16 protein-coding genes and 2 pseudogenes are annotated in these 18,110 nt (G+C 72.5%); 8 read left to right on the top strand and 10 right to left on the bottom strand.

The window, feature by feature from the left end; genetic code table 11:
• Positions 1 to 13: 13 nt before the first annotated feature.
• Positions 14 to 646, bottom strand: a complete 633-nt coding sequence (locus AB0N16_RS11940) for a TetR family transcriptional regulator (RefSeq protein WP_365795598.1) — start codon at positions 644 to 646, stop codon at positions 14 to 16.
• Between the two features lie 46 nt (positions 647 to 692).
• Here AB0N16_RS11940 and AB0N16_RS11945 point away from each other — a divergent pair, with 46 nt between their 5' ends.
• Together AB0N16_RS11945 and AB0N16_RS11950 are read left to right on the top strand one after the other, a co-directional pair.
• Positions 693 to 2,339, top strand: a complete 1,647-nt coding sequence (locus AB0N16_RS11945) for an FAD-dependent monooxygenase (RefSeq protein WP_365795600.1) — start codon at positions 693 to 695, stop codon at positions 2,337 to 2,339.
• Positions 2,340 to 2,392: 53 nt separating this feature from the next.
• A pseudogene (locus tag AB0N16_RS11950) lies at positions 2,393 to 2,766 on the top strand (MerR family transcriptional regulator); the annotation flags it as partial.
• Between the two features lie 194 nt (positions 2,767 to 2,960).
• On the opposite strand, the gene AB0N16_RS11955 reads toward AB0N16_RS11950, so the two are convergent.
• The gene (locus AB0N16_RS11955; RefSeq protein ID WP_365795602.1) at positions 2,961 to 4,397 is read right to left on the bottom strand and encodes an RNB domain-containing ribonuclease; all 1,437 of its coding nucleotides are present in this window, start codon (positions 4,395 to 4,397) and stop codon (positions 2,961 to 2,963) included.
• A gap of 136 nt (positions 4,398 to 4,533) precedes the next feature.
• Here AB0N16_RS11955 and yaaA point away from each other — a divergent pair, with 136 nt between their 5' ends.
• Both yaaA and eda read left to right on the top strand, forming a co-directional pair.
• Complete coding sequence (yaaA, locus tag AB0N16_RS11960) at positions 4,534 to 5,316, top strand: peroxide stress protein YaaA (RefSeq protein ID WP_365795604.1); 783 nt, start codon at positions 4,534 to 4,536, stop codon at positions 5,314 to 5,316.
• A 61-nt stretch (positions 5,317 to 5,377) separates the two neighbouring features.
• Positions 5,378 to 6,025: a bifunctional 4-hydroxy-2-oxoglutarate aldolase/2-dehydro-3-deoxy-phosphogluconate aldolase gene (eda, locus tag AB0N16_RS11965; RefSeq protein WP_365795606.1), complete on the top strand. Its 648-nt coding sequence runs from the start codon at positions 5,378 to 5,380 to the stop codon at positions 6,023 to 6,025.
• On the opposite strand, the gene AB0N16_RS11970 is transcribed toward eda, so the two are convergent.
• From AB0N16_RS11970 to AB0N16_RS11980, 3 genes are read right to left on the bottom strand one after another with little or no spacing between them, the layout of a single operon-like run.
• Positions 5,997 to 7,256: a bifunctional RNase H/acid phosphatase gene (locus AB0N16_RS11970; RefSeq protein WP_365795608.1), complete on the bottom strand. Its 1,260-nt coding sequence runs from the start codon at positions 7,254 to 7,256 to the stop codon at positions 5,997 to 5,999. The two genes, eda and AB0N16_RS11970, sit on opposite strands and share 29 nt — an antisense overlap.
• Positions 7,257 to 7,275: 19 nt before the next feature.
• Entirely contained in the window at positions 7,276 to 8,019 is a 744-nt protein-coding gene (locus AB0N16_RS11975) for a C4-type zinc ribbon domain-containing protein (RefSeq protein WP_365796189.1), read from the bottom strand.
• Complete coding sequence (locus AB0N16_RS11980) at positions 8,016 to 8,855, bottom strand: Nif3-like dinuclear metal center hexameric protein (protein ID WP_365795610.1); 840 nt, start codon at positions 8,853 to 8,855, stop codon at positions 8,016 to 8,018. The genes AB0N16_RS11975 and AB0N16_RS11980 overlap by 4 nt, the downstream gene beginning before the upstream one ends.
• Positions 8,856 to 9,042: 187 nt before the next feature.
• Between AB0N16_RS11980 and AB0N16_RS11985 the strand changes: the two genes are divergently transcribed.
• On the top strand, positions 9,043 to 10,248 hold the full coding sequence (locus AB0N16_RS11985) for a hypothetical protein (RefSeq protein WP_365795612.1): 1,206 nt from the start codon (positions 9,043 to 9,045) through the stop codon (positions 10,246 to 10,248).
• Positions 10,249 to 10,365: 117 nt separating this feature from the next.
• Positions 10,366 to 10,518, top strand: coding sequence for a hypothetical protein (locus AB0N16_RS11990; RefSeq protein WP_365795614.1), 153 nt, complete (start codon positions 10,366 to 10,368; stop codon positions 10,516 to 10,518).
• Positions 10,519 to 10,576: 58 nt separating this feature from the next.
• Here AB0N16_RS11990 and AB0N16_RS11995 read toward each other — a convergent pair whose 3' ends face one another.
• From AB0N16_RS11995 to AB0N16_RS12005, 3 genes are read right to left on the bottom strand one after another with little or no spacing between them, the layout of a single operon-like run.
• Positions 10,577 to 11,521 carry a 3-oxoacyl-ACP reductase gene (locus tag AB0N16_RS11995; RefSeq protein WP_365795616.1) on the bottom strand — a complete coding sequence of 315 codons (945 nt, stop codon included), beginning with the start codon at positions 11,519 to 11,521 and terminating at the stop codon, positions 10,577 to 10,579.
• Positions 11,522 to 11,532: 11 nt separating this feature from the next.
• A complete protein-coding gene (locus AB0N16_RS12000) occupies positions 11,533 to 12,609 on the bottom strand; it encodes a Zn-dependent alcohol dehydrogenase (RefSeq protein WP_365795618.1) in 1,077 nt (358 codons plus the stop codon).
• A gap of 41 nt (positions 12,610 to 12,650) precedes the next feature.
• A complete protein-coding gene (locus AB0N16_RS12005; RefSeq protein ID WP_365795620.1) occupies positions 12,651 to 13,508 on the bottom strand; it encodes a MaoC/PaaZ C-terminal domain-containing protein in 858 nt (285 codons plus the stop codon).
• 501 nt (positions 13,509 to 14,009) lie between these two features.
• On the opposite strand from AB0N16_RS12005, the gene AB0N16_RS12010 reads away from it, so the two are divergent.
• Positions 14,010 to 15,287, top strand: coding sequence for a sensor histidine kinase (locus AB0N16_RS12010; protein WP_365795622.1), 1,278 nt, complete (start codon positions 14,010 to 14,012; stop codon positions 15,285 to 15,287).
• Here AB0N16_RS12010 and AB0N16_RS12015 read toward each other — a convergent pair.
• Positions 15,265 to 16,833, bottom strand: coding sequence for an alpha-L-arabinofuranosidase B (locus tag AB0N16_RS12015; RefSeq protein WP_365795624.1), 1,569 nt, complete (start codon positions 16,831 to 16,833; stop codon positions 15,265 to 15,267). The two genes, AB0N16_RS12010 and AB0N16_RS12015, sit on opposite strands and share 23 nt — an antisense overlap.
• A gap of 260 nt (positions 16,834 to 17,093) precedes the next feature.
• Between AB0N16_RS12015 and AB0N16_RS12020 the strand changes: the two genes are divergently transcribed.
• The gene (locus AB0N16_RS12020) at positions 17,094 to 17,726 is read left to right on the top strand and encodes a response regulator transcription factor (RefSeq protein ID WP_351692874.1); all 633 of its coding nucleotides are present in this window, start codon (positions 17,094 to 17,096) and stop codon (positions 17,724 to 17,726) included.
• A 101-nt stretch (positions 17,727 to 17,827) separates the two neighbouring features.
• Here AB0N16_RS12020 and AB0N16_RS12025 read toward each other — a convergent pair.
• Positions 17,828 to 18,109: pseudogene (locus tag AB0N16_RS12025) on the bottom strand (sigma factor); the annotation flags it as partial.
• Between the last annotated feature and the right edge of the window lies 1 nt (position 18,110).

Here is an 18,110-nt window from a genome sequence, read left to right on the forward strand (position 1 = left end):
GGGTGCAACACGTTCAGGTGCCGGTTCCATGCCCCATCCGCTCCAGCGCGTCGAACGCCGCCCCCATCCGCGCCCGGTGGTCCTCCGCGATCGCCGGGAACGGCTCGCCCGCGAGCTGGCGCCGCACGGAGGCCACGCACACCGCGCGGTACGCGGCGACGGTCACGGCCGCCAGCAGCTCCGGGTCGGCCTGCCCGGCCTCGGCGAGCGCTCCGGCCAGCGCCCGTTCCACCTCCTCGGCCCCCTCGCGGGCACGCGCCAGCAGCGCCGGCGAGGCGGCCACGACCGGCCAGAAGCCCTCGAAGCCCTCCCCCAGGCCGCCCAGCGGGTGCCCCGCGTCGATGAACCGGAAGGCCAGGCGGCGCAGCGCCGTGAGCGGGGGCTCGCCGGGGGCGCGGTCCCGTACCGCCCCGGAGAAGGCGCGGACGGCCTCCGGGATGCGGTCGAGGAACAGGTCCTCCTTGCGCGGGAAGTAGTTGAAGACGGTCATCGCCGAGACGCCCGCCGCCCGCGCGACCTCGGCGACGGTCACCTGGTCGAAGCCGTGTTCCCGGAACATCACCGTGGCGACGTTCGAGATCCGCTGCCGCGTCTCCCGTTTCTTGCGCTCCCGCAGGGACTCCCCTGGCCTGTTCTCATCGATCACAAGAAAACTATAGCCGCTCGAAACTTTTAGTGACTACAGTGAAGCCATGACTACGACGACAACGGAGCGCAAGAACGTGGACGAAAACGTGGACGAATACGACGTGGTGGTGGCCGGCGGCGGGCCCGTCGGGCTCTTTCTCGCCGGGGAGCTGCGGCTCGGCGGGGCGCGTGTGCTGGTGGTGGAGCGGCTGGCCGAGGTGGACGTGACCATCAAGGCGGGCGGCATCAACACGGCCGGCGCGGTGGCCCTCTACCGGCGGGGCATGCTGCCCGAGCTCGCGGAGGCCTGGGAGCGGAACCGGTGGCGGTTGCAGGCCTTCCTCGGGGACCGCGGTGCCGACACGCCCCGCACTCCCCCGAAAGACGCGGCCCGCACTCCCTCGAAGGACGCGCCCCCCACTCCCCCGAAGGACGCGCCCCGCACTCCCCCGAAGTTCGCCGGGCACTTCGCCGGGATCATGATGCGCGGTGACCTGTTCGACGACTCCGACCCGGCGTTCGCCGACATCGGCCCCGCCGACCGGGTCGGCCTCGGTGTCCCGCAGGCCGACCTGGAGCGGATCCTGGCCGCCCGCGCCGAGCGGCTCGGCGTCGAGGTCCGCCGGGGCGTGGAGGTGACCGGCTTCGACGCCGACGAGGAGGGCGTCACCGTACGGCTGGGCGCCTCCGAGACGGTCCGGGCCGGCTGGCTCGTCGGGTGCGACGGCGGGCGGAGTACCGTCCGCAAGCTCGCCGGGATCGACTTCCCGGGGACCGAACCGGAGATCACCGGCTACCAGGCGGTCGTCGAGATGACCGGGGGCGAACGGCTGGGGAAGGGGTGGAACACCACCGACGTGGGGACGTACGTCAACGGGCCCTTCCCCGGCCGGATCCTCACCGTCGAGTTCGACGGGCCGCCCGCCGACCGCTCCGCGCCCATCACCGCCGAGGAGCTCCAGGCCGCCTTGCGCCGGGTGTCGGGGGTGCCCGAGGTGACCATCCACGAGGTGCACTCGTCGACGCGGTTCACCGACAACGCCCGGCAGGCGAGCACCTACCGCAAGGGCCGGGTGCTGCTCGCCGGGGACGCGGCGCACGTGCACTCGCCGTTCGGCGGCCAGGGGCTCAACCTCGGGCTCGGCGACGCCATGAACCTCGGCTGGAAGCTGGCCGCCGTGGCGCGCGGGCGGGCCCCGGAGTCCCTGCTCGACAGCTACACCGGCGAACGGCATCCGATCGGCGCCTGGGTGCTGGACTGGACCCGCGCCCAGATCGCCGTGATGCGGCCCGACCGGCACGCCCGCGCCCTGCGCCGGGTGGTCACCGATCTCGCGCTCACAAGGGACGGGACGACCTACCTCGTCAAGCAGATCTCCGGTGTCTGGCAGCGGTACGACCTGCCCGGCGAGCACCCGCTGACCGGGCGGAGCGCCCCTGACCTGGAGTTCTCCGACGGCACCCGGCTGGGCGACCGGCTGCATGGCGGCCGGGCGGTGCTGTTCGACCTCGCGGACGACCCGAAGCTGCGCGCCCGGGCGGCGGGGTACGGCGACCGGGTGGACGTCGTCGGTGCGGCCTGCCCGGGGCGGCCGGAGCTGACCGGCCTCCTCGTCCGGCCCGACGGGTTCGTGGCCTGGGCCGCGGACGGGGACGACGACCGGGGCGACGACCTCGACGACGCTCTGATCCGCTGGTTCGTCACCGCCTGAGCCCGCGGCTGCTCGGTTGACCTTGCCGCGACGTCAACGTCTGTACTGGTGTCATGCGGATCGGAGAACTCGCCGCCACCGTCGGCGTCACCCGCGCACGGTGCGGCATACCCACCACCTGGGCCTGCTGCCCGAGCCCGAGCGCCTCTCCAACGGCTATCGGGACTACACCCTCCGGCATGCCGTGGTCCTCGCCCGGATCCGGCGGCTGACCGAGCCGGGGCTCGGGCTCACCGAGGTACGGGACGTGCTCGCGGACGACGCCGGCAAGGATCTCGTCGAGGTGCTCACCGAACTCGACGAGGACCTCGCCCGGCAGGAGGCGGGGCTCCGGGAGCGGCGGCAGCGGCTGCGGGCTCTGCTGGACGCGGGCGAGCTGCCCGCCGAGGGGCCCGTCTCGCCCGAACTGGCCGCGCTGTTCGCCGAGACGACCCCACGCACGAGACGCGTTACCAGCACGACCGGACGCCGAGGCCCGACTCGACGTGCCCCTCGGCTCCCAGACCTCGGTCACCCTCGAACTGGCCGCTCTTATAGCCCACTTCACCCTGCTGGGCCGCCGCCGCGAGGTGAGCGTCGTACGGTTCCACGCCGACGACGCCACCGGTCTCGTACGACGGCTCACGCGGGCGCGAACCGCACCTTCGTCGTCCCCGGGTCGGCCTGGGTCAGCCGCACCGCAAGCCGCTCGCCCAGCGGAAGCGGCGCGCCGGCCTCGATCCGGCCTATGACGGCGGGCTGCTGCAACAGCACCTTCCCCACGGTCGGCTGACGCGCCTCGACCTCCACCACGCACCCGTCGAAGACCTCCCCGATCCGGTCCTTGAGCAGGGCCGCCTCGACGATGTCGACGCACTCCCGCTCCACCGTGCCCGCCCGCCGCGAGCCCTCGGCCATCTCCTTGGGGAGCGGGTCCAGTGCCATCAGCACCCAGTCGGGCGGGGTCTCGCCGGCGGCCGCCGCCAGGCACAGCTCCGAGGCGTAGCGGTCGGCCAGGCGGCGCAGCGGCGCGGTGCAGTGCGCGTAGGGGGCGGCCACGGCCGCGTGGGGGGCGATCGCGGGCAGCACGCCGTCCCGGAAGACCGTGTAGCCGGCGCCGCGCAGCAGCGTGGTGCACTCCTGGAGGAAGGCCGCGTGGCGGGGGCGGTGGGGGTTCAGGGAGCGGATCAGCTCGGCGTACGAGACATGGTGCGACCATTCGATGTGCAGGGCTGTGGCGGTACGGCGCAGCCGCGCGACCGCCCCGTCGGGGGCGGTGGGCAGGGTACGCAGGACGCCGGTGCCGTGGGCCAGCATCAGATCGGCGGCGGCCATGCCGGTGAGCAGGGAGATCTGGGCGTTCCAGGCCTCGGCGGGCAACGGGGCGCGGTAGCTGAGCCGGTAGGTGTGGTCGTACTCGACGATCTCCTGCTCCGGCACGTTGAGCGAGATGCCGCCGCGTTCCACCTCCAGCCGTTCGCGCGCCTCGCCGATCTCCTTGAGCAGGGCGAGGGGTTCCTCGGCGGTCCCGTCGTCGAGGTGCTGCTGCACGCCGGCGTAGTCGAGCTTGGCCCGGCTGCGGACGAGGGACCGGCGGACGTCGGCGGTCAGCGTGCGCCCCTCTTCGTCCAGGTCGATGGTCCACAGGACGGCCGGGCAGGTCTGGCCGGGGAGCAGGCTGGCCGCGCCCTCGCCGAGGACGGCGGGGTGCAGCGGGACCCGCTCGTCCGGGAAGTAGAGCGTGTTCACGCGGTGGTGCGCCTCGGAGTCCAGCGCGCCGCCGGGCACGACGAAGGCGGCGACGTCGGCGATGGCGTACCGGACGCGATAGCCGCCGCGGCGCCGGGAGAGGTGCATCGCCTGGTCGAGGTCCTGGGCGGTGGGCGGGTCGATCGTGAGGAAGGGGATGTCGGTCGCGTCGTGGGCGGGCACGGCCGGGTACCTGGCGGCGCTCTCGGCCTCCGCGAGCACCTCGGTCAGGAAAGCCTCCTGGATGCCGAGGTCGGCCCGGAGCGCGGCGAGCGCGGCCCGGAGGGGTGCCTCGGGGGCGCCCTTGACACGTATGTGGCGGCTGGGCATAGGACGAGCGTAGTCACATCGTGCCGGTCCGGCGCTCTACGCTGGCGCGGAGCGTCGATGACGCGCTTGCTGACGGACTTGATGACGAACGTGATGGTGAGCTTGCTGGTGAGCTCGACGGTGAAGAGGAGTACGTGTGCTGGTCCTGCTGCCGCCCTCGGAAGGCAAGGCGTCCTCGGGCCGTGGTGCCCCGTTGAAGCCTCGGTCGCTGTCCCTGCCGGGGCTCGCGGACGCCCGCGAGGCCGTGCTCGCCGAACTGGTCGACCTGTGCGCCGGTGACGAGGAGAAGGCGCGGGAGGTCCTCGGGCTGAGCGAGGGACTGCGCGGCGAGGTCGCCAAGAACGCGGGGCTGCGGACGGCGGGCGCACGGCCGGCCGGGGAGATCTACACGGGGGTGCTGTACGACGCCCTCGGCCTGGCCTCCCTGGACGCTGCGGCGAAGCGGCGGGCCGCTCGGTCGTTGCTGGTGTTCTCGGGGCTGTGGGGCGCTGTCCGGGTGACGGACCGGATCCCCTCCTACCGCTGCTCGATGGGGGTGAGGCTGCCGGGGCTCGGGGCGCTGGGGGCGCACTGGCGGAAGCCGATGGCCGAGGTGCTGCCGGAGGCGGCCGGGTCGGGGCTGGTGCTGGATCTGCGGTCGGCGGCGTACGCGGCGGCGTGGAAGCCGAAGGGGGAGGTGGCTTCGCGGACGGCGACCGTGCGGGTGCTGCACGCGCCGACGCGGAAGGTGGTGAGCCACTTCAACAAGGCGACGAAGGGTCGGATCGTACGGAGTCTGGTGACCGCCGGGATCGCGCCGAGCGGCCCGGGTGAGCTGGTGGAGGCGTTGCGGGACCTGGGGTACGAGGTGGAGGTCGCGGCGCCGGGGAAGGCGGGGCAGGCCTGGGCGCTGGATGTGTTGGTGGACGAGGTTCACTAGACGGTACGACGGATTGCAACATGCGCAACGACCTTTGCGCGGTGCGCATCACCTCGGCAGGATGTCGGCCATGCCCACCTCCGTGCTGGATCTCGCCCCCGTCGTCCCCGTCGTCGTGATCGAGGACGCCGGCGATGCCGTACCGCTCGCGCGGGCCCTGGTGGCCGGGGGGCTGCCCGCGATCGAGGTGACCCTGCGGACCCCGGCCGCGCTGGACGCGATCCGGTCGATCGCCGGTGCGGTGCCGGACGCGGTGGTGGGGGCGGGGACCGTGCTGACGCCCGGACAGGTCACGGAGTGCGTGGCGGCCGGGGCCCGGTTCCTCGTGAGCCCGGGGTGGACGGACGGGCTGCTGGGGGCGATGGCCGCGTCCGGCGTACCGTTCCTGCCGGGCGTGTCGACCGCCTCCGAGGTGGTGGCGCTGCTCGAACGCGGGGTGCGGGAGATGAAGTTCTTCCCGGCGCAGGCCGCCGGCGGGACGGCCTACCTGAAGTCACTTGCGGGCCCGCTCCCGCGGGCCCGCTTCTGCCCGACCGGAGGCATCGGCGCGGCGAACGCCCCGGAGTACCTCGCCCTCCCCAACGTCGGCTGCGTGGGCGGCACGTGGATGCTCCCGGCGGACGCCGTGGCCACCCGGGACTGGGCCCGCGTCGAGTCGCTGGCGCGGGCCGCGGCGGGCCTCAGGGGCGCAGGTGGGACGTGTCGTTGAAGAGCCGTACGCTCGCGTTGCCGTCCGCGTAGTACGCCACCGCCGACAGCGAGGCCGCCGACAGTTCCATGCGGAACAGGGACTTGGCCGGGGCGCCGAGGGCGAGCCGCACGAACGTCTTGATCGGCGTGACGTGGGTGACCAGCAGGACCGTGCGGCCCGCGTAGGCCGCGACCAGCTTGTCCCGGGTCGCCGCGATGCGGGTCGCCGTCTCGGCGAAGCTCTCGCCGCCGCCGGTGGGGTGGGCCTCCGGGTCGGCGAGCCAGGCGTTCAGGTCGTCCGGGTAGCGCTCGCGGACCTCGCCGAAGGTGAGGCCCTCCCATGCACCGAAGTCCGTCTCCTTGAGGCCCTCCTCGACCGTGACGTCGAGGCCCAGGCGGGTGGCCACGGCCTCGGCGGTCTGGCGGGTGCGGGTGAGCGGGGAGGCGAGGATCACCTCGATCGTGCCGCGGCGGGCGAGGGTCTCGGCGGCGCGCCGCGCCTGCTCCTGGCCGGCGTCGGAGAGGGCGGGGTCGGTGCCGCCGCTGCCGGAGAAGCGTTTCTGGGGGGTGAGGGGGGTTTCGCCGTGGCGGAGGAGGACGAAGGTGGCCGGGGCACCCATGTCCGGCGACGCCCAGCCGGAGGTTGGCTTCGGCGAGGTCGCCACGTTGCGCGCGGCGCGGGTGTCGGGGGCGGGGGCCTCGGCGGTCGTCACAGTGCCGGCCGGTGGGGGCTGGTCGCGCAGTTCCCCGCGCCCCTGAAGGGGCGCTGCCGCTGCGGTTCGTTCCTTCGCGCCCGCGTCCAGCTCCGCCGTGGACGCCGCAGCCGACCACTGCTCGCCCCGCTTGCCCGCGTCCATCGCCTCGTTCGCCAGGCGGTCGGCGTGCTTGTTCTCGGCTCTCGGGATCCACTCGTAGGTCACCCGGTCCGCCGGGAACACCCGGGCCGCCTCCGCCGCCAGGGGCTTCATGTCGGGGTGCTTGATCTTCCAGCGGCCCGTCATCTGCTCGACGACCAGCTTGGAGTCCATGCGGACGTGGACGGTCGCGGAAGGGTCGAGTTCCCGGGCCGCGCGCAGTCCCGCCAACAGCCCCCGGTACTCGGCGACGTTGTTGGTGACGACGCCGAGGTACTCGGCCGCCTCCGCCAGCGTCTCACCGGTCGCCGCGTCGATGACCACCGCGCCGTAGCCGGCCGGTCCCGGGTTGCCCCGGGAGCCGCCGTCCGCCTCGACGATGAACTCCCTTGCCACGTACGCCCCTTAAGTGTTCCTACAGACCCGACTCGGAGGTGCGCACCAGGATGCGGCGGCAGTTCTCGCAGCGCACCACCGTGTCGGGCGCGGCCGAGCGGATCTCGTTCAGCTCGGTGATGGCGAGCTCCTGACGGCAGCCCTGGCAGCTGCGCGCGTACAGCTTGGCCGCGCCGACGCCGCCCTGCTGCTCGCGCAGCTTGTCGTAGAGCTTCAGCAGGTCGGCCGGGATCGTGCCCGCGATGACCTCGCGCTCCTTGGTGACCTTGGCCGCCTCGGCGTCGAGCTCCTGGGACGCGGCGTTGCGGCGGGCGGTGGCCTCGTCGATGCGGCCCTGGACGGCGCCGGTCCGCTCGGTCAGTTCGGCGACCCGCTCCTGGGCGGACTCGCGGCGCTCCATGACCTCCAGGACGACGTCCTCCAGGTCGCCCTGGCGCTTGGCGAGGGAGACGATCTCCTTCTGGAGGTTCTCCAGGTCCTTCGGGGAGGTGACCGCGCCGGAGTCCAGGCGCTGCTGGTCGCGGGCGGCGCGCTGGCGCACCTGGTCCACGTCCTGCTCGGCCTTGGTCTGCTCGCGGGCGGTGTCGCTCTCCTCGGTCTGCGCGGCCACGAGCAGGTCGCGCAGCTGGGTGAGGTCCTTCGTCAGCGAGTCGATCTCGGCGTGTTCGGGCAGCGACTTCCGCTTGTGCGCCAGCTGCTGGAGGCGGACGTCCAGGGCCTGGACGTCGAGGAGTCGGATCTGGTCGGCGGGCGCGGCGTTCAGTTGGGGGCTCCAAGGGACGGTGAGTGGCTGGTCCAGGGGTCGGTGACCGTCTTGGAGACGTGCACGCGGAGGTCCCAGCCGTGGCGGTCGGAGATTTCGTCGAGCTGGGTTGCGGCCAGCTCGCACCAGGGCCATTCGGTGGCCCAGTGCGCCGCGTCGAGCAGCGCGAGGGGACTGTGGGCCACGGCTTCGGAGGCCGGGTGGTGGCGCAGGTCCGCCGTGAGGAAGGCGTCCACCCCGGCGGCGCGTACGACGTCGAAGAGGCTGTCGCCGCTGCCGCCGCTGACGGCGATCGTGCGGACGAGGGCCTCGGGGTCGCCGGCGACGCGGATGCCCTGCGCGGTGGCGGGCAGCCGGGCGGCGGCCCGTTCGGCGAGGTCGCGGACGGTCACCGGGTGGTCGAGTTCGCAGACCCGGCCCAGGCCCCGGCGGCCGGCCGGGTCGGTGGGGTCCGGGACGAGGGGTCGTACCACCCGCAGGTCCAGGGCCCCCGCGAGCGCGTCGGAGACGCCCGGGTCGGCGGTGTCGGCGTTGGTGTGGGCGACGTGCAGCGCGATGTCGTTCTTGATGAGGGTGTGGACCACCCGGCCCTTGAAGTGGGTCGCCGCGACCGTCGTCGTACCGCGCAGGTAGAGGGGGTGGTGGGTGACCAGCAGGTCGGCGCCGAGCTTCACCGCCTCGTCGACGATGTCCCGCACCGGGTCGACGGCGAACAGGACCCGGGTGACCTCCTGCTCGGGGTCGCCCACGACGGTGCCGACCGCGTCCCAGGACTCGGCCCGCTCGGCGGGCCACAGGTTCTCCAGCGCGGCGATGACTTCTGACAGACGGGGCACGGGGAAAGGCTACCTGCCTGTTCCCCGGGGCCGTACCTGCTCGCCCACGGGAGGCAACGCCCAGCACATGCGTCCCCGTTTCCTCAGGCGAATCGTCGAGTGTGCACCCGTATGTGTGAAGCCGTAGCCCGCCGCTCCCCCGTCTGTGCGTGCGAAAACTAGCTTCGTTGCCGGAGGTGACCGAGCGATGACGGCCTGTGCGATCGAACCCTCGGCTGCGGACGAGGACGACAGCGCGCCGAGAGCGGGCTGCACCATCACGGCGGACGGGGCGTACGCGGCCCGGCTGGCCCAGCAGGAAGGTTCCTGGTACCCGGAACGGTGGACGCTGGACGGCCCCGAGCCGTACGCCGTGCCGCTGCCCGGCAACCAGCCCGAGGAGCCGGGCACGGAGGTGCAGCCGATGGGCGACGGGCGGGTGCTCATCCACCGGCGGGTGGACGGGCGCCACCACTTCGCCCTGCTCTATCCGACCGGGCCCGGCACCGGTGAGCTGCCGCTGGGCGCGGTGGAGTGCCCGGACGCGGGGACCTCGCTGCGGCTGCTGCCGCCCGCGCCGGGTGGCGGTGACGCCTGCGCGCTCGCCGTCGGGCCGCGTTCCTCGGTGGTATGGCTGGTGGCGGGCGGGGCCTTCGGGCCGGAGCGGCTCGCGGTGGTTCCGGGGCGCTGTTCGGGCGGGGTATGGCTGGACCGGGGCGGGCGGATGCTGGCGCTGGACCGGGAGCTGGGCGGGCGGACCAAGGCGGTGGTGGTCGATCTGGAGCGGGGCGGCGAGGTGTCGCCGCTGTTGCAGATCGCGGCGGACAGCGACGACCGGCTGCTGGTCGCCGACCCGGACAGCGGGCTGATCCTGGTCGGCTCGGACGCGCCCTCCCCCGGGCGGGAGCGGTTGGGCTGGGGTGTCCTCGGCAGCACGCTGCCGGTGCGCTTCCCGGAGAGCCTGCGGCTGGCGGAGTGCACGGTGACGCCGTTCGCGATCCAGCCGGGGCTGGTGCTGATGCCGGAGAGCTGCGGGGTGGCGCTGCGCATCGACGGTCCGCTGGGCAGCTGGGTCGGCGCCTGGCGGCCGAAAGAACGCGGAGTGCGCCATCTCCCGGCACCGGACGGGTGGTTGGCCGGCGCCGGGTTGTGGACGCGGGACGGGGTGCTGCGGCTGCCGTACGCCACGGGGGAGGTCCCGTGCGGCGTGGCGGAGGTCGCGGTGCCCTGGGGGGAGGCGGGGGAACACGGGGGGCCGGGGGACGCGGGCTCGGGGGATCCGGTTCGGGACGGCACGGCTGCCGGGGCGTCGGGTACGCCCGGGCAGCCGGCGGAACCTGATCCTCCGGGGCCTGTCGTGGCCCGGCCGGTGCCCTTGCAACAGGCTCCGCTGGGACGGCTCGTAACGAAATAGAGGCGGCTTGTAACGAAGTAGCACCGGTCGGCGTGCCTGGCTGGATTCGCCCTGTGGCGGGTTGGTTAAACTCGCCGCGCTGTAAGAAAGATCATGTTGACGGGGTGAATTCTTCCGATGAGCGACACCAGCACGTCTCAGCACCTGTCCGCCGACCTGCAGGGGTCCGACAGCCACGGCAAGCACCGCGGTCCGGTCTCGGCCCAGGACGGCGAATCGGCCCCGAGCGGCCGGCACCGCAAGCCGGAGCCGGCCGAGACCGCGGCCTGACGGTACGTACGTACAGCGGCTCCGCCCTCGTGGGGTGGGGCCGCTGTCGTTTGCCGTGCTACTGCCGCTTCAGCCCCAGTACCTCCGCCGCCGCGAAGGTCTCGCCCGGCGGCCGGTCGGCGTAGTGCGGGGTGAGCACGGCGTCGAGTTCGTCGTAGCCGAAGGTGTCCTGCTTGCTGTCGAACCTGGCCTGGACCCGCGGCCGTTCGACGATCGCGACCATGCCGCCGTGCACGACCAGCAGCTGGCCGTTGATCCGCTCGGCGGCCGGGGACGCCAGGTAGCCGACGAGCGGGGCGACGTGTTCGGGCGCGAGCGGATCGAGGCCCTCGGCGGGCCGCTCGAACCCGGCGAAGACGTCCTCGGTCATCCGGGTGCGGGCCCGCGGGCAGATCACGTTGACGGTCACGCCGTACTTGGCGAGGGCGAGGGCGGTGGAGGTGGTCAGGCCGACGATGCCGCCTTTCGCGGCCGCGTAGTTGGGCTGGCCCGCGGAACCGGCGAGGAAGGCCTCGGAGGACGTGTTGACGATCCGGCCGTAGACCTTGGCGCCACCGGCCGCCTTGGACCGCTCCCGCCAGTGCGCGGCCGCGAAGCGGGTGGTGTTGAAGTGGCCCTTGAGGTGGACCCGGATCACCGAGTCCCACTCGTCCTCGGTCATGGAGAAGACCATGCGGTCGCGCAGGATGCCGGCGTTGTTGACGAGGATGTCCAGCTTCCCGTAACGGGTTGTCGCCAGGGTGAGAAGGTCTCGCGCCTGTGCGAAGTCGGCGATGTCTCCGGTGTGGGCGACGGCCTGGCCGCCCGCGGCGCGGATCTCCTCGGCGACCTGCTCCGCGGGGCCCGTGGAGGCCGTCCCCGAGCCGTCCCGTCCGGGCTGGCCGAAGTCGTTGACGACGACGGCCGCGCCCAGCCGGGCCAGTTCCAGCGCCTCGGCCCGGCCGAGCCCCCGGCCCGCGCCGGTGACGATCGCACTGAGCCCTTCGAGTGGCCTGTCCGGCATACGGCGGCCCCTCAGATCTCTATGCAGGTGCGCAGCGCGGTGCCGGTGCGCATCTGGTCCAGGGCCTCGTTGATCTCCGCCAGCGGCACCCGGTGGGTGATCAGGCCCTCCAGGTCGACGCGGCCGGCCCGCCACAGGGCGATCGTGCGCTCGTAGGAGCCGACCACGTCCCCGCCGCCGTACATCGACGGCAGGATCCGCTTCTCGTCGAAGAACAGCTCGAACATGTTGAGCTGGAGGAAGTCGTCCATGGCGCCGGCGCCGACGACCACGAGGGTGCCGCCGCGCCGGGTGTTCTCGTACGCCGTGCGCGCGGTGGCGGACCTGCCGACGACCTCGAAGACGTAGTCGAAGCCCTCGCCGCCGGTCACCTCCTGCTTGGCGCCGGGCAGTTCGTCGGGCGAGACCGCCTTCGTCGCCCCGAACCTGAGGGCCGACTCGCGCCGCGACTGGACCGGGTCGACGGCGACGATCTCGGCCGCGCCCTTGAGCCGCGCCCCCTGGATCGCCGAGATCCCGACCCCTCCGCACCCGATCACGGCGACCGACGAACCGGCCTCCACATCGGCCGTGTTGAGGGCCGCGCCGAGTCCGGTGGTCACCCCGCAGCCGATCAGCGCGGCGATGTCGAAGGGCACGTCGTCCGGGATCGGCACCGCGCACCCGGCGTCGACCACGACCTCCTCGGCGAAGGTGCCGGTGCCCGCGAAGCCGAAGACGTCACCGCCGGGGCGCCTGAAGTTGGGGGTGCCGGCGTTCATGAAACCGGCCAGGCACAGCTCGGTCTGCCCGCGCCTGCAGGCCGGACACCCCCCGCAGGCCGGCAGCCAGCAGACGACCACCCGGTCGCCCGGCTTCACCCGGGTGACGCCCTCCCCCACCTCCAGGACCTCGCCCGCGCCCTCGTGGCCCGGCACGAACGGGGCCGGCTGCGGCAGTACCCCGTTCATCGCCGACAGGTCCGAGTGGCACAGCCCGGTGGCACGCACCCGGATCCGCACCCTGCCGGGGCCGAATCCGACCGCCTCGACATCGTCGAGGACCTCAAGCTTCTCCTGGCCTATCTCCTGCAGTACGGCTGCGCGCATGGTGCGGCTCTCCCCTCAACTGCGTACCGGATCAAGCGGGTTCACGAGTGTTCGACGATCGTGTCGGCGAGGACGGGCGCGTCCTCGCGCTCGACGGCACTGACGGCGACGCGGACCCGCGAGTCGCCCTGCCACATGCGGATGCGCAGGGTCTCCCCCGGGTAGACCACCCCGGCGAACCGCGTCGTGTACGACCGCACCCTGCTCACGTCCCCGCCGAGCAGGGTGTCCACGACCGCCTTGAGCGTCATGCCGTAGGTGCACAGCCCGTGCAGGATGGGCCGGTCGAAGCCGGCGAGCTTGGCGAACTCCGGGTCGGCGTGCAGCGGGTTGTAGTCGCCGGAGAGGCGGTAGAGCAGGGCCTGGTCCTCGCGGATCGGGCGCTCGACGGTCCGGTCGGGCCGGCCGGCCGGCGGGTCCAGCCGGGTGGCGGGGCCGCGGTCGCCGCCCCAGCCGCCCTCCCCCCGTACGAAGATCTGCGCGTCGTTGGTCCACAGCGGGCCGTCGGCGTCCGCGACCTCGGTGCGCATCACCAGGACGGCCGCCTTGCCCTTGTCGTACACGGCGGCGATCCGGCCGGTCGCGGTCGCCGTGCCCGCGACCGGGATGGGCCGGTGCAGGGTGAGGGACTGGCCGCCGTGCAGCACCTTGGCGAGGTCGACGTCGACACCGGGCATGGACAGTCCGCTGATCACCCCGGGCGAGCCGGCGCCCGCGACGGTGGCGAAGCTGGGCAGCACGTGCAGCCGGGTCTCCAGGGTGTAGCGCAGTTCGTCGGGGTCGGTGGCCGGGCGGCCCGCGCCGATGCCGAGGTGGTAGAGCTGGACGTCCCGGCGCTCCCAGCCGATCTCCCCGGACCGGGGTTCGGCGGCGAGGGCCTTGGCTGCGTCGATGGGCATACGGCTCCTGAGGTGTCTCAAGACCTCGGCACGACCGTCCGCACCGTCGGCCGCACCGAGGTCGTCCACGGAGCGGGTCCCGGGGGGCGTCCGGCGCATCAGGTCGGCGGCGGGCCCGGCACCCGCGTCCGGCCCGCTCGGCCCGGCCGAGAAGCGCTGTCACCCGCAGCCGGCCTGATCCGCCGGACCCTCCCTAGAACGCGTTCCAGTCCAGCGCCCCTTGTATAGCGGAGCGCTCCACACTTGTGAAGGCTCCTGACGCAGTGTCAGATCCAGCTGGGCCGGAAGATACAGCGGGACCGGGCCAGGACATTTGTCCTGCCCGAGTCCGTACAAGCGCATCTGCCGTGCGGCGGCCCGGGTTTGTAGCCTCGTGGTCATGACATGGACGGGTGGGACGGCAGGCCGGACAGAGCGGGCCGTGTCCTTCGCGGGGGCGGCCAAGAGCGTGCCGGCGTACCGCCGGACCGGGCGGACCGTGTGACCGGGGGAGCGAGAGAGATGTCCTGGATGCGAGTGATCACCTGCCGGACACGCCGCTGGCGGGCGGCGCGGACTCGGTGGAAGGCCGACAGGGCGGAGTTCACGGCCGCGCGGAAGGAGGCGCGCCGCAAGGGCGAGTGGCCCGAGAACCCGGGCCCGCCGCCGACCGGCTTCTCCCTGCTGCCGTGGCTGCTGCTGGGCCTTGGCTCCTTCTCCAACCTCCTCCAGGGCAAGACCGCCAACCCCTGGATCGGCGGCCTGGGCCTGTTCGCCTTCAACTCCCTCTACATCTACGTCGTGTTCCGCTCCTTTGTGAAGGAGGCGCGCGAGGCGGTCTCGACGCGGGTGGCGCTCGGCCTGATGGGCCTGATCACCTGCGGCCTCGCCCTCGGCTACGGCGGCAGCTGGCTGTACTTCTTCCCGCTGCTCGGCCTCGCCACCGGGGCCTGTCTGCGCGGCCCGCGGCTGGGTCAGATCGGCCTGTCGCTGACCGCCCTCGCGGCGGCGGTCTCGGTGTTCCGGGCGGGCTGGGACGCGATCAACGTCGCCTACGGCACCTTCCTGTCCACCATGGTGACCGCCGCGATCCTCTCCCTGTCCGAGGCGGTACGGGAGCTGCGCGCCGCCCGCGAGGAGCTGGCCCGGCGCGCGGTGGAGAAGGAGCGGCTGCGCTTCTCCCGGGATCTGCACGACCTGCTCGGCCACACCCTCTCGGTGATCGTCGTCAAGTCGGAGGCGGCCCGCCGCCTCGCCCCCCGTGACATGGAGGCGGCCCTCTCCCAGATCTCCGACATCGAGTCGGTGGGCCGGCAGGCGCTCACCGAGATCCGCGAGGCGGTCACCGGCTACCGCGAGGGCAGCCTGGCCACGGAACTCGACCGGGCCCGCTCGGTCCTCTCGGCGGCGAGCGTCGAGCCGGTCGTCACGCAGACCGGGACGCCGCTCGCCCCGCAGACCGAGACGCTGCTCGGCTGGGTGGTGCGCGAGGCGGTCACCAACGTGGTCCGGCACAGCGACGCCACCCGCTGCGAGATCAGCGTCGACAGCGGTGCCGACCAGGTCCGGTTGACGGTCACCGACGACGGCACCGGCGCGGACACCGCCGAGCCCCGCCATGAGGGCGTCGGCGGCACCGGCCTGAAGGGGCTGACCGAGCGCCTCGCGGCGGCGGGCGGCTCTCTGAGAGCCGGCCCGTCGCCGCGCGGCGGCTTCACGGTCACCGCGGAACTCCCCACCGAGTCGCTGGAGTTGCTGACCGCTTTGACGGTGGCGCCTACGGCGCCCAGGGCGAGCTGACGACCCAGCTCACGTCGTCGGACCACGAGGTCGCGCTGTCCCAGGCGTTGGAACCGCCGTCGCTCGCTATGTAGACGTTGTAGTTGTAGTGGCGCAGATATCGCGTCGGGTAGTTGTACGAGGCGAACGAGGTGCCCGTGCCGCTCTTGCCGGTCTCCGGGCAGAACGTGGCGTCGGCTCTGAACGTGGCGGTGCCGTCCATGGGCTGCCTCAGGAGCTTGAAGTTGTAGTGCCGCAGGAAGTCGCCCGGGTAGTTCCGCGACTCGAAGGAGACGCAGGAGCTGCTGGCCAGTCCGCGGCGGACGATCCAGGTGGCGTCGCTCTTGTCCAGGGCGGAGCTGCTGGAGGTGATGGCGGAGAGGACCGCCGCGTTGGCCTGGTGGCGGACGTAGTCGGTGGTGCAGCAGGACGTCGTGGCCTTCAGGGAGATCTCCGAGGCGGGGTTGAGCGTGCCGGTGGAGCCGGTCGCGCCGCCGTAGCCGACGGAGACGATGTTGGACTGGACGGCGTTGTCGGCGGCGTCGGTCGGGATGCCGGAGGTCATCACGCCCTCGAAGAACGAGCCGATGGAGCCGTTGCTGTTGTCCCCGCCGGTGCCGAGGACGATCGCGCCCTCCTGGTGCATGGGCGAGTAGCCGCTGGTGGTGGGCTCACCGCCGGAATACGTGGTGGTGAGACCGCCGGATTGCGCGTTTCCCCATTTCAGTGCGAAATGGTCCTGGCCGTTGTTCTTCAGCAGCGCGGTGACGAAAGGGATCGCCCCCGTCCCCGTGTTGGAGGTGTTGGTGCTGTAGCCGAGGTTGGACTGGAACAGCCCGTTCTCCAGGTCCGCCTGCACCCAGGGGCCCGAGCCGTAGCAGGGCGCGAACCAGCACTCGGTGCCGAAGTTGATGGCGTCCATGTGGCCGTTGCCGGTGTCCTTGTTGTTGGTCTCGGCGTTGCCGTAGTCGAAGCAGCAGCTGCCGTTGACATGGGTGCCGGAGGTGACCATGTACATCCCCTCGGCGGCGCCGTTGGTGGCGACACCGGAGGTGGAGTTGTCCCGGTAGCCCATGCCGGCCGAGATCTCCAGGCCGTAGACCTGGTGCCCGCCGAGGGTCACCGGCAGCGCGTCCGCGGGGGCCCCGACATCGGCCGCGCCGGCCCCGCCCGCACCCTCGACGGTGAGGTCGTTGTGCTTGCTGGACTGGTCGTAGATCTTGGTGATGATGCAGGTCGTACCGGAGCAGAAGGAGTCCTGCGCGGCCGCGTTGGCGTATCCGCCGGTGGCCAGCAGACCGATGTTCGCGGTGGCGCCGTCCGAGGCGCGCTGCACCTGGTACAGGGATCCGCTGTACGACGAGTACAGCGCCCGGACCAGGCTGTGCGCGGCCACGCACGGCGTGCCGGCGGTGGCGTAGACGTCACAGGGCAGCGAACTCGCGGCGGCGGCCTGCGGGGCGCCGGCCCCGACGACGAGCGCGGCGACGGTCGCGAAGGCCGCGAGCGCGGACAGCAAGGCTCTCCTGGCGCGTGGCGGACAGGAGCGCAGGGCTCGTAGGGTCACTGAGAACACGATGCACCTCTTCTTCGGTTCCTCGTAGGGCGGTGCGGGTTCCTGGTCGGTATACCGAACGTCGTTCGACCGAAATACCGAACCTATTCAGCGGTCGAAATGCCGACCGTTCGCCGGGCATTAGGGGAATTGCAGAGGTGATTGTTTGAGTACGGTCAACCGCCGTCAAGCCCTGCGGCGAGGAACAAGGACCACTCTTTAATTGCCGGGCCCGGGGCTAGGCTTGGGCTGTGTACGAGCCTGCGAACGAGATGCCCCGGGACCACCGGCCCGCCAAGTCGATCAGGGTGCTGCTCGCCGAGGACCAGGGCATGATGCGCGGGGCCCTCGCCTTACTGCTCGGGATGGAGCCGGACATCGAGGTCGTCGCCCAGGTGGCCACGGGTGACGCGATCGTGGACGCCGCGCTCGTCCACCGGCCCGATGTGGCCCTCCTCGACATCGAACTGCCGGGGATCAGCGGCCTGGACGCCGCCGCGGAACTCCGCGCGCAGGCGCCCGACTGCCGGGTGCTGATCCTGACCACCTTCGGCCGGCCCGGCTATCTGCGCCGGGCCATGGAGGCCGGGGCGGCCGGCTTCCTCGTCAAGGACGGTCCGGTCGAGGACCTGGCCCGGGCGATCCGGCAGGTGCTCACCGGGGAGACCGTGGTCGACCCGGCGCTCGCCGCGGCCGCGCTCAGCGCCGGGCCGAACCCGCTCACCGCCCGCGAGTGCGATGTGCTGAAGGCGTCGGTGGACGGCGCGACCGTCGCCGACGTCGCGGCGAAACTGCATCTGTCGGAGTCGACGGTCCGCAACTACCTGTCCGCCGCGATCGGCAAGACCGGCACCCGCAACCGCACGGAGGCGGTACGGGAGGCCCGGCAGCAGGGGTGGCTGTGAGCACCCGCCGGCCCGGCCCGCCCGCTTACTTCGTCGTCACCTCCGCCAGCTTGTAGGCCGTGCCCTGCGGGGCCAGGCAGACGAACCAGTTCGCCGTCGGGTAGCACGGGCGAGTCGTCCTTCGGCGCGAGGAACTCCTTGAGTTTCCTTCTGTGCCTGCGTGCGTGCGCGTTCATCATCACGCGCCGTACGTACGCCTCCGGATCGTCGGCCGAACCGACCTTCCGCCGGGCCACGAAGACCCGCTCGAGCGTCGACTGGACCAGGTCCTCGGCGGCGTGCTGCTCCCCCGTGAGGAGATATGCCGTACGCATCAGCCGCGGCCAGCGGCCGATCATGAAGCTCTGGAACTCCTCGTTCCGAGCGTTCTCCCGTTCCCCCATG

The organism is Streptomyces sp. NPDC051105 (assembly GCF_040682795.1).
Taxonomy (GTDB): Bacteria; Actinomycetota; Actinomycetes; order Streptomycetales; family Streptomycetaceae; genus Streptomyces.

What these genes read in the sequence shown, in the direction of transcription:
- AB0N16_RS12010 (WP_365795622.1), top strand. Translation starts at nt 14,010, where the DNA reads ATGTCCTGGATGCGAGTGATCACCTGCCGGACACGCCGCTGGCGGGCG.
- AB0N16_RS11990 (WP_365795614.1), top strand. Translation starts at nt 10,366, where the DNA reads ATGAGCGACACCAGCACGTCTCAGCACCTGTCCGCCGACCTGCAGGGG.
- AB0N16_RS12005 (WP_365795620.1), bottom strand. Translation starts at nt 13,508, where the DNA reads ATGCCCATCGACGCAGCCAAGGCCCTCGCCGCCGAACCCCGGTCCGGG.
- AB0N16_RS11945 (WP_365795600.1), top strand. Translation starts at nt 693, where the DNA reads ATGACTACGACGACAACGGAGCGCAAGAACGTGGACGAAAACGTGGAC.
- AB0N16_RS11955 (WP_365795602.1), bottom strand. Translation starts at nt 4,397, where the DNA reads ATGCCCAGCCGCCACATACGTGTCAAGGGCGCCCCCGAGGCACCCCTC.
- AB0N16_RS12020 (WP_351692874.1), top strand. Translation starts at nt 17,094, where the DNA reads ATGCCCCGGGACCACCGGCCCGCCAAGTCGATCAGGGTGCTGCTCGCC.
- AB0N16_RS11985 (WP_365795612.1), top strand. Translation starts at nt 9,043, where the DNA reads ATGACGGCCTGTGCGATCGAACCCTCGGCTGCGGACGAGGACGACAGC.
- AB0N16_RS11995 (WP_365795616.1), bottom strand. Translation starts at nt 11,521, where the DNA reads ATGCCGGACAGGCCACTCGAAGGGCTCAGTGCGATCGTCACCGGCGCG.
- eda (WP_365795606.1), top strand. Translation starts at nt 5,378, where the DNA reads ATGTCGGCCATGCCCACCTCCGTGCTGGATCTCGCCCCCGTCGTCCCC.
- AB0N16_RS12000 (WP_365795618.1), bottom strand. Translation starts at nt 12,609, where the DNA reads ATGCGCGCAGCCGTACTGCAGGAGATAGGCCAGGAGAAGCTTGAGGTC.